The sequence below is a fragment of the Shewanella sp. BC20 genome (assembly GCF_003129585.1).
Lineage (GTDB): Bacteria > Pseudomonadota > Gammaproteobacteria > Enterobacterales > Shewanellaceae > Shewanella > Shewanella seohaensis.
Genome location: NZ_NHRI01000010.1, coordinates 128,700 through 143,144, shown reverse-complemented (window position 1 = coordinate 143,144; position 14,445 = coordinate 128,700). Strand labels below are relative to the sequence as shown.

Sequence of the window (14,445 nt, the reverse complement as noted above, 5' to 3'; positions counted from 1 at the left end):
AAGCACGACTCTCGTACCCACTTAAGCCAAGAGAATAGGCCGCCAGCGGCCTTAATGTGACACCTAACGACAACAAATGATGAAAGGTGCAAAGGAAGTTTGATGAAAACCATACGTTGTAAGATAGAGAAAGTAACCCCCTTTAACGACGCCGTGTATCAGGTGTGGTTAAAGCCCGACACCCCCTTTGAGTTTCAAGCGGGACAATACCTGTGTGTTGTGATGGGTGAAAAAGATAAACGTCCCTTCTCTATCGCGTCCGCCCCTAATGCCGAAGTGATTGAGCTTCATATTGGCGCGGCCGTCAGCGAAAGCTATCCAATGCAAGTGGTTGAAAAATTGCGTAATAGCACGCATATCGACATCGAAGCTCCCGGCGGCGAAGCCCACTTACGTCATGACAGCCAGCGCCCACGTTTATTGATCGCTGGTGGCACTGGCTTCTCGTACATTAAGAGCATTGTCGAGCAACAAATCGCCCTCGGCCAACAGGTCGAAACCACCCTCTACTGGGGTTGCCGCACCCAAGATGCGATGTACTACGAAAGCATCGCCCGCCAATGGCACGACGCTCACCCTTGGTTACACTTTGTGCCTGTGGTGGAAGAAGCTCCAGCCAACTGGCAGGGTAAAACCGCTAACCTGCTCGTGCAAATCAAGCAAGATTTTATCAGCCTAAACGGCTATGACATTTATATCGCAGGTCGTTTCGATATGGTCGGCGCCGCCCGCGAAATCTTCCGCGAAATGGGTGTCGATGAAGCCCATCTCTACGGCGATGCCTTCGCGTTTATCAAATAACGCGTTGATTTGTGAGTTTGGCTGAGTAACCTTTGCCAACATTGGCTCAAACAATAAACCCCAGTTTTTACTGGGATTTTGTTTTTCTATCTTGCAGATGGCAGTCAATTGAGTTTACCCAAACTTCATTTGGATTAAAGTCGTGGGGCTTCACCCCACACCCGACCAAGGAGGACTGCTCGTCCTATCAAAAACGTCCATGTTAAATTGCCAGCTCGATATCCCTATCTCGCGCTCAAAACGGCCGTTGGCCTTCGCCCTTGGATGCTCCAAGACGCCCCAACGGAGTTGAAAGCCCCTTGTGCTCATTGCCAAATTTGCTATCGCTTCCGAAGGATGCGTCCCTGCACCTGCGAAAGCTAGCTTGCCATCCATGGCAAGACTCACGCAATTTGTCTAATCGCCCTGCGGCAACTCCGCAGGGGATCTGTGTTATCTGTAGCTAACGAGTTAAAATTTTGAATTTAATCATGCTGTTATTAGTATTTACAGCTTTTCAATTCCATTAAATGAAGTGGCTAATTGTTGAAGCTCACCAGTTTCATGAAGCCACAAATACGCAGTGTCCAAAAACTGGCCTGATTCTTTGATAAAAACCATTTGGTCGCCTAATCCATTGCCCGCAATCGCGACCGCATTATCGGGGAAATGGCCAAACCCTTTGCACGACTCAGTTTCATAAAGGATATGATTGCAAGTGCGGGAAATTCGTTTTCTATCGGAAGTATCTTTAATCGGATATAACTCCCAATCATCTTCTGCTGTAACGGCTTCGCCACCATTATCCAATTTCATCGCTTCACGGTACTCACGAGGCAGTGTAGCCCCCAACTCTTGTTCCGTTAGCGCTAACTGTTCTTCCGATAAATCAAAAGGCACCACTATCTCCCTATAAAATTAAAGGGTTATCTTTAATCAAAGCACAAATCAAAGTCGTGGGTCTTCAGCCTACACCAGACCAAGAGGGGAGGATGAATTCCTTTCGCTTTGGTATTCTCGGCTATTTATTAAAAAAGAAGTACATGTCCCATCTTTGCAGCCTGAAACAAAAGGCCACCCTTTTTGCATACAGGAATAGCCACTTCGCTAAATATCGAGCCGCAAGTTTTCTTGTATTTCATCTATCAGTGTTTTTGGTACATCCCATTCCTCAGCAAGCTTACGCCAAGTTGATACGTGCTCAATCGTTGTATCAATAATATCGTCGATCTTTCTTTTGCTAAAAATAGGACTCAGTTTCTCTAAGCTATATAAATCACTTCGTGTAAAATTATCTCTTTTTCCATTCAAGCTCATCCAATGACTGTTCACCCATTTACTGCCGGGTTTGTAGCTATAGGCTAAATCATAAGCAGGCGCGAGAGACCATTTGTCTTTTTTCAGAATAAAGGCAAAGTTCTTTGAGTGATCGTCATGATTTCGAGCAATTATATTGAACACCATACGCTTGAATAGCTGCTCAGCTTCAACAGCGGAAAGCTTCAACTGTCTGGCAATGCCAAATAACTCTGCGTAAGAAAATGACCCCGGCTTTTTATAATCAACATGGGCAAGGCCGTTTAGCGTTTGTACGTGTACCTTGCTGTTTTTAATTCGATCAAACCGCTGCGTAATAAAGTGTCGTCGATTGCCTTCGTGGAGTAAACGGCATGGCATCATATCGACACCGCATTTGTTAGCCATTAAATGATAAACGAACTCCATTGCTCCATAACCTAATGGGTCACCGAAGGTTTCTTGACCCTTGTTATGTTCACTAACACCATCAAACTTCATCAAATAATGAGTAAAACCACTTGGCACTTTGGTTTGCCCGGAGCGGACTTGAGTAAAATCTTCATTAAATGCTAATACTGCTTTCGGTCTTGCTCCTCCTGCACTCATGCCAACAGATAATAAAGACATCATTGCCTCTCTATCGTCTTGGCAATTTTGTTTGAGTTCTACTTCAAAATTACCTCGTGAATCTAAGATTTCTTGTGCAATTGAAACGAGCGATTGGATTTCTACCTGTTGTGAAGCATTTAAACTTCGTAACTTTGTAGCTGGTGCATACTCAAGAGCTCCCATGCCTCGCTTTCCCGTATATTGGAGGCGTTGCAGTGGTGTAATGTCAGTCGGTGCCCCCCCCTGACCTGCTACCCATGCGTTGAGAACCGCGTTACCAAAATCATCAGGGAGGGAGTCAGCAATTAAACCTGGTAGCCCTTTAAAGGTATTGAAATCCAGTTCGGGAAAACTATAAATACGATTCGATAATGGCATTTTGATTGGGGACAGCTCGACACCATTTTTTACGAAGCCTGGATCATATTCAAATGACCCAAGTCCCTTTTCAGTGTCAAAACTCACTGCACCAACGACATCATCTTGGTAAGTTATTTTAATGACTTCCATTACCATTCAGGTGTTTCCTCATCTTTGTTACTGCGCAGGCCAGAGGCTCTCTGCCTTTTCTTTCCTTGCAGTTTTGCCAGCTGTAAGGGAGAAATTTCTTGTTTAGGGATAAATAGATCAATCTGCTGCGTGAGGTCTAGTGCCATTAATATCGCAATCATGATATCGAGCTGCGCTTTTCCTTTTTCTGCATTCAAAACCGTTTTGCGGGCAATGCCTGCAAGCTCTGCAACTTCAGATTGTGTTAAGTTTCGATTTAGCCGAGCTTGCTTCAACCTGTCGCCGATCTCTTTTGCTAGTGCTGTGGCTGTAGCTGTCGAATATTTCACTATAAAGTCCTATTTTGGTTTCATTATTAACATTCAACTTGCTTAATGCTCTTAAAATAGGACTTTATGGAAGAGTCGTCAATATATACTATTAATATTCCCTATTGGTTACATTAAATACTTTAAAGTCGATTTGAGTAACCATTTTGGGACTTTATATGATTTGTAAAATACCCTTTGAGAGGGACTGTGTGGTGGGAGCCTAGTTGGCAAGTTGGAGGGAGCTAAAGATAGAACAGACACAAATCTGTGGGAATTAATAGCCCACATACCAAGACTACAGAAGTTCACCTTGCCCCCAACGAAGTTATTGAACAGCGAAAGAGGGTTGAAGATTCTTCATTGAAAGGATTGCGCGTGATGCATACAGGAAGTCTGCGTAGCTTTCAGGAGATGAATGGGCGCTGGGGCCACGTTTTACGAACAAGGCAAAAGGGGAACAGGCGCTTTTCCCCTTTTGCTCGACTCTTTATAAAAAATCAGGGGGTGAAGCCCCACAACTTTGACTTTGATTTAAAAGCTAGAAATTACACTCAAACCTACAATTAACACTCTAAGCTCAAACGCAGTTTGCCTCTCAAGCCTTGCGGCGTTTAAGCGCCCTACACTTGTGGTCTATGCAAATCAAACCTTTGCTCTTCGGAGATCCCATAGTAGGCGGATGGGCCGCCGGCGCGCAGCACGGGTTCGGCGAGGGCGGTTTGATACACACCTTCACTATTAAGCAAATGCTTGGCGATATGCACCGCAACGACTTCACCTAAGACGAGCCAAGTATCAATCTTATCCCCATTTGCGGCAGTTAATTGAATACATTGAGACAGCTTACATTCAAAGTTGACCGGGCTTTCGGCCACCAGCTCGGCTTGGACGATAGTGCCCGCCTTGGGGGTGAGTCCGGCAAAGGCAAACTCATCCTCCCCGCGGGGTAACATGGCGGAAGTTTGATTCATTTTCTCAGCAAGGCTGCGGGTGGTGAGGTTCCAGACGAACTCGCCGGTGTCGACGATATTGGCGACACTGTCTTTCCAGCCCGTGCTGGCAAAGCCAATGATCGGTGGTTTGTAGTTGAAACAATTGAAAAAACTATACGGCGCGAGATTGCGTTGCCCCTGGGCACTGCGCGAGGAGATCCAGCCTATGGGTCTGGGGGCGACAATCGCATTTAAGGGGTCGTGCGATAGTCCATGTCCCTTACTCGGCTCGTAAAAATAGCGTTCTGTAGTCATCTTCTTCCCTTATCGATTTGTGCCCAATAAAGCTTAGCATTCACGCATGTCATTCATCTTAACCCGTGAGCAGGTCGAATAAACACCCCAAATAAACAGTAAATTCAACTTGTTCAGACTATTCTGCTAGAGTGTTGCAGATTAGGCATGGATAAAGCTCATCAGTCGGGCAAAGGAGTGGATATGAATCCGATAAATGCAGTCTGGAAACGTTGGCTATTGGCCCTAGTGTTAGCGGTCACGGGTTGTGCCAGCGTCGCCCAAGTGGATTTTGATAATCTTTATGGTAAAAGCTCGCCGCAGATGCGGGCCGATAATCAGCCAATCCAGAGTGAACTCACAGCGCAAACAAAGGCTTATCACTCGGCTGTTGAACCTATCATCAACAGTCGCTGCGTGGTTTGCCATGCCTGTTACGATGCGCCCTGTCAGCTTAAAATGACTTCCAGTGAGGGCATTGAACGGGGCGCGAACAAGGAAAAAGTCTATCAGGGCACCCGTTTGATGGCGGCAACGCCGAATCGGTTATTTGTCGATGCCCACACACCTGAAGCATGGCGCGAACGCGGTTTTTATCCCGTGCTCAATGAGCGCGCCCAGACCCCACAGGCTAATACCCAGGCCTCAGTGCTGGCGCGGATGCTCACGCTAAAACAGGCCCATCCCCTACCGGATACTAAACTGCTCGATAAAAGTTTCGACTTTAGCCTCGATCGGGTTCAGCAATGCGCCAGCATTGAGGAAATGGACAAATACGAGCAATACCAACCGCTTGCGGGCATGCCCTACGGCTTGCCTGCGCTCAATCAGCAGGAACATAAAGTATTGATGCAATGGCTCGAACAGGGTGCAGTGTTGCCGACGCCACCTGCGCTCAGCGCCGAGTTTAATCAAGAAATCGCCCGCTGGGAGCAGTTCTTAAATGCCGACAGCCTCAAGGCGCAACTGAGCGCCCGTTATATTTACGAGCACTTATTTGCCTTTCACCTGTATTTTGAGTCATTAACCGCAGCCGATGCTCCCGCGGCTTACTTCGAGTTAGTGCGCTCACGCACGCCGCCGGGCAAACCGATTGATCTGATTGCCAGTCGCCGCCCCTTCGACGATCCGCAAGTGTCGCGGGTGTATTACCGCTTTAAACCCTATCACGCCACGATCGTCGATAAGACCCATATTCCCTACGCCTTGAATAACACTGTGCTGCAAAACTGGCAGCAGTGGTTTATCGATGCCAAGTACCAAGTCAGCTCGCTGCCAAGCTATGCGCCGAGCGTGGCGGCCAATCCCTTCGAGGCCTTTATTCAACTGCCCGCAGGCTCGCGTTATCGCTTTATGCTTACCCGCGCCCAAGACACTATTATGGGCTTTATCAAGGGGCCGGTTTGCCGTGGTCAGGTCGCCCTCAATGTGATCAACGATAGATTCTGGGTTTACTTTGTCACCCCAGAATATATGGACGACAGCGACTTTACTGACTTCTATCAGGGCCAAATCGAGAACCTACGTATGCCCGCCGAGGAAGAAAGCACCGCCCTTGCCGTGACTTGGGTGAAATACGCCGCCAAACAGGGCGAGTATATGCGTGCACGAAATCAGTTTTTAAATCATAAGTTTAAAAATGGTCGCCACCTAACTATCGACGGCCTATGGGATGGCGACGGCAATAATGATAATGCCAGCCTGACGGTATTTAGGCATTTCGATAATGCCACTGTGGTCAAAGGGTTAGTGGGAGAATCTCCCAAGACGGCTTGGGTGATCGACTATGCCCTGCTAGAGCGCATTCACTACCTCTTGGTCGCGGGTTTCGATGTGTATGGCAACTACGGCCACCAGCTACTCACCCGCCTGTATATGGATTTTTTACGGATGGAGGGCGAGTCTAACTTCTTGACCTTGTTGCCCCAAGAGGAGCGCCGTAAGCAGTTTAAAGACTGGTATCAGGATGCGGGCACCCAGCTAACCGCCTTTATTGCGGGGGATATTAATACCTTCAATCAACCCACGGGCGTACTCTACTACACGGACGATCTTAAGGCCGAACTCTATCAAAAATTGGCCGCTAAGGTCGACAAGGTTCAGCCCCAACGCTATCAAATCGCACTCAGTCAGTTAAAATCCAATAGCAAGGCATTGTTGCAGGCGCTAGGGAGAGTCAAAGGTACGCAAGCGACTCTTTTGCCCGAGCTGACGATGATTATGATTGAGCCTGAAAAAACGGGCAAAGCGGAAATCTTTACCTTAGTGCGTAACAGTGCCCATCGGAATATTTCGAGCCTATTCAATGAGGAAAGCAATCGCGAGCCCGCTAAGGATGATGTCACGCTAGTGCGCGGGCTTTTGGGCAGTTATCCCGAAGCCTTCTGGCATATTAAGGAGCAGGACTTAGCCAAAGTCGTAGCTAAGGTCGAAGGCATGCAAACCGAAAAAGACTACGAGGCGTTATTGGATTTGGCGGCAGTGCGCCGTACCGATCCGCGTTTTTGGGCCTTTAGTGACAAACTCAACCAAGCCTTTTTCGACAGTCATCCGATTGAAAGCGGTTGGCTGGACTACAATCGACTGCAAAATCGCTAACAAAAAAGGGAACCCTAGGGTTCCCTTTGTTTTTAGAACCTTAAACTTACCAGATCTTCACGCGATCCTCTGGCGCTAAGTACAGCTTGTCGCCGGGCTTCACATCAAATGCGGTGTACCACGCATCTAAGTTACGCACGGTCAGCGCGCGGTACATGCCAGGGGCATGGCCATCGGTCGCCACGCGGGCACGTAGGGCTTCGTCACGCATCTTGGTTGCCCAAGTCTGGGCGAAGCCGATAAAGAAGCGTTGGTCGCCGGTAAAGCCATCGATAACTGGCGCAGGTTTACCGTTAAGCGAGGCATGGTAGGCATCGAGTGCGGCCGCTAAGCCCGCCACGTCGGCAATGTTTTCACCTAAGGTCAGCTTGCCGTTTACATGCAAATCTGGGAATGGCGCATAGGCATCAAACTGTTTCGCCAGTGCCTCACCTTGTTTGGCAAACTGAGCAAAGTCCGCTGGCGTCCACCAGTTACGCATAGCGCCAGTCGAGTCGAACGCCGCACCATTGTTATCGAAGCTATGGCTGATCTCATGGCCAATCACAGCGCCAATCGCACCGTAGTTATAGGCGGCATCGGCCTTAGCATCGAAGAATGGTGGCTGCAAAATCCCCGCAGGGAAGTTAAGCGCGTTCTGCACCGGCAGGTTAACCGCGTTAACCACTTGCGGCGTCATCCACCACTCGCCCTTGTCCATTGGCTTACCAATTTTGGCGAGTTGATGGGCGTATTCCACCTTTTCACCATTGATAGCATTGGCATAGGCATTGGTTGGCGATACCGCATAGGCATCGTAATTGCGCCATTTATCGGGGTAACCCACGCCCACGGCGATGGTCGCAACCTTAGCTAGGGCTTCCTGCTTGGTGGAAGGGTCCATCCACTCGAGTTTTTCGACACGTTTACCAAAGGCACTGACGATGTTATCCACCATAGTGCTGACTTCGGCCTTGGCCGAAGCCGGGAAATAATGCTCGGCGTAGGCGCGGCCTACGGCATCACCTAGGTATTCATCCAAGGCACTCAAGGCGCGTTTATCACGGCTGCGCTGCTCAGGAGTGCCCGACAGCTTAGTGCCGTTAAAGGCGAAAGAAGCGTTATCGATAGCCGAAGGCAGTACGTCGGCGTGGCTGTTGATATGGTGGAACACCAACCAGTCTTTCCACGCATCCAGCGGTTCAGAGGCCACCAGCGCCGAGAGGTTGGTAATAGCACTGGCGTGATAGGCGGCAAATCTGTCTTGCTTGCCAAGCTGGGCGGCATCTAAAAAGGCTGTCCAGTCGATACCCGGGGCTTTAGCGTCGAAGTCGGCACGGCTCCACACACCCGATGCCTTAGTGAAATCTTCACTGTCTTCACGGCTGGCGTGGGCGCTAGCAATTTTGTGTTCGAGGGCAAAAATGCGATCGGCACGAGCCGCAGCATCACTGATGCCCGCATCGGTCAGCAGGGTCTCGATATAGGCACGGTAAGCGGTGCGGATCTCGACCATTTTAGGGTCGTCCGACAGATAATATTCCCGCTCGGGTAAACCTAAACCGCCTTGCAGAATATAAGGCAGCACTTCACCCGGCGTCGCCAGACCTTGAGTCACGAAAATACCGAAGAGGTTTTCGGTGAAAAAGTCGGTGGCATTGAGAGGGTCCACATCGGCGCGCAGGTTAGCACCAAGCGCCGCCGATAAGGCCTGTTTATCCGCAATGGCTTGATAACGGGCTAAATCGGCTTCCATTGGCTTCATGCCCGCCGCATCGATTGCCGCGGTGTTAGTGTAAGCCTTGTAGAAATCGGCAATGCGCGCATCATCGCTGCCAGCGGCGTGTTCGGCCTTAACTAAGTCGGCTATCAGGCTGGTTTTATGCTTTTCTGTCTCTTGGAAAGCCACTAAAAATGCGCCAGTGCTTGAACGATCGGCGGGGATCTCTGTGGTTTTCATCCACTCGCCATTGGCGTAGGTATAAAAATCATCGCCGGGTTTAACCTTAGGCGACATTGCAGCGAGGTTAATGCCGATTGGCGTGGCGGGTTGGCTGGCAGTGGGTGCTGCGCTGGTTTGTACTTTTGCAGCATTATCGCTGGCGGCAGCGGCGGTTTCCTTGGTGTTATCACCACAGGCAGTTAACCCTGTCAGTACTGTCGTCGACAGTAATATGGCGGGGATCAGGCGGTCCGACATATGAGACTCCTTCCGTTGATATTCTTGTATTTTTGGTATTTTGGCTATTTGAATGCTTTCCAGCATGGCGAGGCAGTGTAACTGGCGATATGGTGGGATGTAAAAGAAACTCACACTTTATGATAGAAAGTTAATGCAAAGTCTTTAATACACTCTATCTCTTGGCAAGCGGATGCTTCTAGCAAAAAGCAAAACAGCCGATGGTTATCGGCTGTTTAGATGGTTTTGTGATTAAAGCTTAACTTGAGTGTACTGAGTCCACGCCAGCAACTGTCCCATTTGCGGGACGATCCAAACGGCAGTGTCCTTATTTTGATAAACCCGATAATAGAACAGATCTTCATCGCGAATATCGTGTTTGCGAATCGCACGGTAAAACTGCATGGCCGAATGGCTCACCTCATCGGGTTTAGTCAGTTCCTTTTGCGACACTTTGACATGAAATACATCCACATTCAGATCATCAATTTGCGTTTGATACTGCTCAAATTCGCCTCGGATTGTGTACTTAATTGGTGTGGTTAAACAGTCCTGGTCGGTAATGCAGGAGGTAGAGTAAAACTTACCCCGATTTTGCCCCTCGTACACCAGTGACATGCTCAGATCCGTGCGAACCAGCAACTCACCCGCTACAGGGAAGTAAATATCCGCGTGGTAGTTGTGCTCTAGCAGCTCACCCACGCCTTTATCATCAACGGGTAACACTACCCGATTGTAGCGAATGCGCTCCTCCATCTTTTTACTGAGCGGAATAAATTCCGCCATGCTGAGCCCTGCGGGTTTAGCATCGATAGCAGTGATGTTGATTATGCCCTTGCCAGTACAATCTTTGGCATCGAGCGACGGGCAAGTTGAAATAGAGTAGTTTTTGCCATCTGTTGAAGCAAAGGCACTGAAATAAGGTAAGCCACTGATATGGTTACCTTCTGGAGCTAAATGTTTTTGCCACCATGAGGGATGTAAATGTTCCTCATCGTCGATATACAGCACCTGCGCCGTCCCCAAAGTGCCGCCAATATTGAGGCTGATATATTTATCGGCATTCCATTTAGCGACATGTTTCACCACTGCATGGTGATCGCTCCAGTACCACACAGAGATAAGGATTAACCCCAGCATGACGATGCCCGCCACCTTAGTCCAAGCAGAGACGCCGACAATCGCATCGCGGATCGCATCGGCATCGTTAATCGCCAACATCTTCACATGGGACTGTTCGGACACATGCAACTGATAACCCCGGCGCGCCACCGTTTTGAGCTGCACTTCGGTATAGGGTTCTAATTTTTTGCGTAAGGTGCTGACGCACTGAGTTAACGAGGTGGGTGCGACCACGCGTTCAGGCCAGCCAACTTGCAGCAATTCTTCCTTGGTAAAAATCGCATTCGGGGAAGATAACAGCAATACGAGTACGGCGGTTTCTGAAAAAGTCAGGCCGATATGGGTTCCATGAACAAGGTCAACAAGCTCTTTGGCCTGCTCATCTAACATTAGATATGAAGTGATTTTATGCATGTTAAGCGCCCAAAACTAAGCCAAAACAATAGACTATGATTGCGCTAACAACGGGCAAACACAGTGAAACTCAGTTTCACCCGAGAGCAACCGTGATTCCTGGCTACCAAATCAAGATGGCTTATTTTACCTTTTAACAACATAAAATACTGTGACTCTACACTCAGTTTACTTATTGTTTTTAAAGCGTAAATCTAAACTAATGCAGCAAAAACTAAACCTCTTGCCGTGAAAAAATCCAGCTAGCCAGCAACCCTAAAAGCCCTATCCATGTTGCCAGCATGGCGTACATCAGCACAGGCCCCATTCCCGTTTGAGCAATCAGGGCGAGACTGCTCTTCGCCGATAGGCTATCGGCGGGATTAGCAAGCAAATTTAAGGCGCGGAAAAGATCGGTAGGATTAATTAAAATCAATAGGTTAAATAGCTGGCGATTGAACACTTCCGCCAAACTCACCAGCGCCGTGAGCAGCACTAAGTCATAAACCAAGACCAGCACAAACCACAGTAGCAGTAATACGCCTAGGGCTTTGGCCTTTTCCCGCACACTCAAACTCACGCAATAGCCCAAAAGCACAAACACCAGCGACAGCAAAATCCCGCTGAAAATCAAGTGGATAAATCCGATGATTAAGGCGTGTCTGGCGTGTTCTTCAACAAAGGCCAGTAGTAACAATGCCGTCGTACCAAATCCCGTTACACAGGCAGTAATCATCACATAGGCATGGCCGAGTAATTTGCCGCACACCAAGTGCCAACGAGCCAAGGGATAAGTGAGTAACAACAACAGAGTGCCCGACTCGCGCTCGCCGACAAAACTGTCGTAGCTAAGTAAAATCGCCCCCAAGGGCAAGATAAATACCGCGAGCGTAACTAAGCCTGAGAAGATTTGTGCACTCTCGAGCAATACCACTGTGCCCGACACGGCGCTGCCCATAAAACTCACGCACAGTGACAGAATCAACAAGATCCCTGCCATCAAGCCCAACCAGCGGTTGCGTAAATTGTCCTTAAACTCTTTCATGGCAACGGCTTGAATGAGTGTCAACGCCCGTGGAGGACAATATTGAGCACAGCCTTGCTCGACACTTATCTGACTCATGCCACTAACTCCCTTTGTTCTTGCTCTTCTCCTGCACCCGAGCACACAGCTGACGCATTAGGGCGATTCAGCCCTGCCATAAAATGATGGAAAATATCCTGCAAGCTCGCTGGCGCAATGGAAAACTCATGGATTTTAAGAAGATACAATTGTTCGATAACCTTAGCCTTAAGCGCATCGGGCACACTGAAGCACACCCTATTAGCACTTGAGTGGTTCTGCAGTGAGGCAAATAGCGGCAGACTGATAAGCTGATGATATTGCCAAGGCGAAACGCGATGTAACTCAAGCAGGCTTGGCAGCGCGCTTATTGCCCTAAGCTGTGATAAATCACCTGCGGCGAGCAGCCGACCTTGGCCCAAGATCAGCGCGCTATCCATTTGATCTTGCACTAATCCTAACTCGTGGGTGCTGATGATAATGGCGCAGCCCTGCGCCTTCAGTTGCGCCATTTTCTGATATAAAAATGCCGATGCGAGCGGGTCTAACCCCACAGTCGGTTCATCCAGCAACAACACCTTAGGATCTGCCAATACCGCCTGAGCTAATCCCAAACGTTGACGCATCCCCTTCGAAAAGGTGCTTAGGCGTTTATCCTTGGCCGCCATTAGACCAAATTCTTCGAGCAAAATGGATACTCGCTTGGGGGCGACACCCTTAAGTTTGGCAAAATAGCTTAAGATCTCCTGCGCCGTCATATTGTCATAAAAGCTCACGTTTTCAGGTAAATAGCCTAATGACAGGTTAGCGTTGGGTCGCTTGGTATGCAGCGATTGCCCCTGCACAAATAGCTCGCCATGGCTTGGGGATACAAGCCCCAAGATCATTTTAATCAAGGTCGATTTACCCGCACCATTGTGGCCAAGTAGTGCTAAGGTTTGGCCTGTATGAAGTTCAAAATTAAGATCCGTGAGTGCCTCAAACTTTGCATAACGCTTACAAAGCCCGATGGCCTTAACCGCCACTTGCCCTTGTGATGAAGCCTCGTTTTTCATCAAGGTTAGCGCCTGTTTATGCCTTGCATCATTGCTAAAATGGCTCATTGCCCATCTCCCTCGGTTTTCCATCCCATTAAGGGAAAGCTGTCACTCACACCGCTTACGCCAGTTGGCTGAAACTGCCGCTCCACCCAACGCAGCAGCAATACTACTGGGCTTTCCATCAATAACTTTGCCTCGGGATAGAGCCAAAAGAGTTTGTCCAAACTGTCGTTAGGTCTGTGGGCGATATCCCCCAGTCCATCGCCATTAGTGTCCCAACCCTGATATTCGGACCAGTAATTGCCCTGCCCCTGATAACTCCACTCGAGTTGTGCCTCGCCAACGTATTTGACTTGGGTCTGGTTGGCTAAAATACGATTGTGCCAAAGGCGATTTGCTTCGCCGCCCATGGCCATGCTAATCCCAGTATCGCTATGGCTAAACTCATTCGCCTCGATGCGATTATTCTGCGCAGCGTAGATAAAAATACCCTTGCCCTCGTTGCCAAGCTCCAGCGAACCTTGGGGATTGACGACCTCTGTCGCGACATTTGCCTGAATATGGGCATCATTAGTGATATTGAGCAGAATGCCAAAGTCCCGCGCATGACTGACCTTGTTGTGGTGTAAAAAGATGTGCTGTGAGTTCATCAAAGCATAACCGCCATCAACGCTAATCGCTTGATTATTTGAGGCTTCATCGCCTCGGGTGTACATATAATGGATACCGTATTGCAACTTAGCGAATTGATTATGGTGGATTTGGCTATCTGTCACCGACTCTAGATACACACCATCGCGGACAAAAATAAAATGGTTAGCTTGCACGTGGGGCGCACTTACATGCTTGAGAAAGACGCCATCGCCCCGATCCAACACATAAATGGCGCCATTACCGCTAATGCTGTTTTCCATAATGCGGGGCGCACTCAGCTGCTCGCCATAGATACCAAAGCCATCCCCCACCAGTCGATTGCCCTTGATGAGCACCTCGTCAGCACCCGGTTGCAGCAAAATACCGGCATTGTGGTAATAAAGATCCCGACCCCAGTGACGGATATTCAGCCCTTCAACAATGACCTTGGGCGCCGTAATCGTTAAGGCGCTACCTTGACGCAGGGCATCTAAGGTTGCGCCCGCTTCGCCCTTAAGATGAATCGCGCGGCTGACAGTAAAATTGCCTTCGTAAACGGCAGTGGCGAGCACAACAGTGTCGCCATCCTGCGCCCGCGTGAGGGCTTGGGTCAAAGCCGCAGTGTCTGTGACCCTAAACTCCTGCGCTAACCCAACAAGGGATAAACTACAGAGCCAACCGAGCAGCAAGCAGCGCCACATAC

11 protein-coding genes are annotated in these 14,445 nt (G+C 49.0%); 2 read left to right on the top strand and 9 right to left on the bottom strand.

Annotated elements, in window-relative coordinates:
• Positions 1-102 precede the first annotated feature (102 nt).
• Positions 103-801: an NAD(P)H-flavin reductase gene (gene fre, locus CBX96_RS12115; protein WP_109286875.1), complete on the top strand. Its 699-nt coding sequence runs from the start codon at positions 103-105 to the stop codon at positions 799-801.
• A gap of 486 nt (positions 802-1,287) precedes the next feature.
• Here fre and CBX96_RS12105 read toward each other — a convergent pair whose 3' ends face one another.
• The 4 genes from CBX96_RS12105 to CBX96_RS12085 form a co-directional block, all read right to left on the bottom strand.
• Complete coding sequence (locus CBX96_RS12105; RefSeq protein WP_109286873.1) at positions 1,288-1,680, bottom strand: SMI1/KNR4 family protein; 393 nt, start codon at positions 1,678-1,680, stop codon at positions 1,288-1,290.
• A 207-nt stretch (positions 1,681-1,887) separates the two neighbouring features.
• Positions 1,888-3,204, bottom strand: a complete 1,317-nt coding sequence (locus CBX96_RS12100; protein ID WP_109286872.1) for a type II toxin-antitoxin system HipA family toxin — start codon at positions 3,202-3,204, stop codon at positions 1,888-1,890.
• Positions 3,198-3,527 carry a helix-turn-helix transcriptional regulator gene (locus CBX96_RS12095; RefSeq protein WP_109286871.1) on the bottom strand — a complete coding sequence of 110 codons (330 nt, stop codon included), beginning with the start codon at positions 3,525-3,527 and terminating at the stop codon, positions 3,198-3,200. Before CBX96_RS12095 ends, CBX96_RS12100 begins: the two co-directional genes overlap by 7 nt.
• A gap of 602 nt (positions 3,528-4,129) precedes the next feature.
• Complete coding sequence (locus CBX96_RS12085; protein ID WP_109286869.1) at positions 4,130-4,756, bottom strand: flavin reductase family protein; 627 nt, start codon at positions 4,754-4,756, stop codon at positions 4,130-4,132.
• A 183-nt stretch (positions 4,757-4,939) separates the two neighbouring features.
• On the opposite strand from CBX96_RS12085, the gene CBX96_RS12080 reads away from it, so the two are divergent.
• Complete coding sequence (locus tag CBX96_RS12080) at positions 4,940-7,333, top strand: fatty acid cis/trans isomerase (RefSeq protein ID WP_109286868.1); 2,394 nt, start codon at positions 4,940-4,942, stop codon at positions 7,331-7,333.
• 46 nt (positions 7,334-7,379) lie between these two features.
• Here the strand turns inward: CBX96_RS12080 and CBX96_RS12075 are convergent, their stop codons facing one another.
• From CBX96_RS12075 to nosD, 5 genes are all read right to left on the bottom strand, one after another.
• Positions 7,380-9,512, bottom strand: a complete 2,133-nt coding sequence (locus CBX96_RS12075) for a M13 family metallopeptidase (RefSeq protein WP_109286867.1) — start codon at positions 9,510-9,512, stop codon at positions 7,380-7,382.
• A gap of 231 nt (positions 9,513-9,743) precedes the next feature.
• Entirely contained in the window at positions 9,744-11,027 is a 1,284-nt protein-coding gene (locus CBX96_RS12070; RefSeq protein ID WP_109286866.1) for a winged helix-turn-helix domain-containing protein, read from the bottom strand.
• Positions 11,028-11,241: 214 nt separating this feature from the next.
• Positions 11,242-12,129, bottom strand: coding sequence for an ABC transporter permease (locus CBX96_RS12065; protein ID WP_109286865.1), 888 nt, complete (start codon positions 12,127-12,129; stop codon positions 11,242-11,244).
• Positions 12,126-13,172: an ABC transporter ATP-binding protein gene (locus CBX96_RS12060; RefSeq protein ID WP_109286864.1), complete on the bottom strand. Its 1,047-nt coding sequence runs from the start codon at positions 13,170-13,172 to the stop codon at positions 12,126-12,128. Before CBX96_RS12060 ends, CBX96_RS12065 begins: the two co-directional genes overlap by 4 nt.
• Positions 13,169-14,443: a nitrous oxide reductase family maturation protein NosD gene (nosD, locus tag CBX96_RS12055; protein ID WP_109286863.1), complete on the bottom strand. Its 1,275-nt coding sequence runs from the start codon at positions 14,441-14,443 to the stop codon at positions 13,169-13,171. The genes CBX96_RS12060 and nosD overlap by 4 nt, the downstream gene beginning before the upstream one ends.
• Between the last annotated feature and the right edge of the window lie 2 nt (positions 14,444-14,445).

Excerpts from the sequence above, each read along its gene's own strand:
- fre (WP_109286875.1), top strand. The coding sequence starts at position 103 with ATGAAAACCATACGTTGTAAGATAGAGAAAGTAACCCCCTTTAACGAC.
- CBX96_RS12100 (WP_109286872.1), bottom strand. The coding sequence starts at position 3,204 with ATGGTAATGGAAGTCATTAAAATAACTTACCAAGATGATGTCGTTGGT.
- CBX96_RS12085 (WP_109286869.1), bottom strand. The coding sequence starts at position 4,756 with ATGACTACAGAACGCTATTTTTACGAGCCGAGTAAGGGACATGGACTA.
- CBX96_RS12080 (WP_109286868.1), top strand. The coding sequence starts at position 4,940 with ATGAATCCGATAAATGCAGTCTGGAAACGTTGGCTATTGGCCCTAGTG.
- CBX96_RS12075 (WP_109286867.1), bottom strand. The coding sequence starts at position 9,512 with ATGTCGGACCGCCTGATCCCCGCCATATTACTGTCGACGACAGTACTG.
- CBX96_RS12070 (WP_109286866.1), bottom strand. The coding sequence starts at position 11,027 with ATGCATAAAATCACTTCATATCTAATGTTAGATGAGCAGGCCAAAGAG.
- CBX96_RS12065 (WP_109286865.1), bottom strand. The coding sequence starts at position 12,129 with ATGAGTCAGATAAGTGTCGAGCAAGGCTGTGCTCAATATTGTCCTCCA.
- CBX96_RS12060 (WP_109286864.1), bottom strand. The coding sequence starts at position 13,172 with ATGAGCCATTTTAGCAATGATGCAAGGCATAAACAGGCGCTAACCTTG.
- nosD (WP_109286863.1), bottom strand. The coding sequence starts at position 14,443 with ATGTGGCGCTGCTTGCTGCTCGGTTGGCTCTGTAGTTTATCCCTTGTT.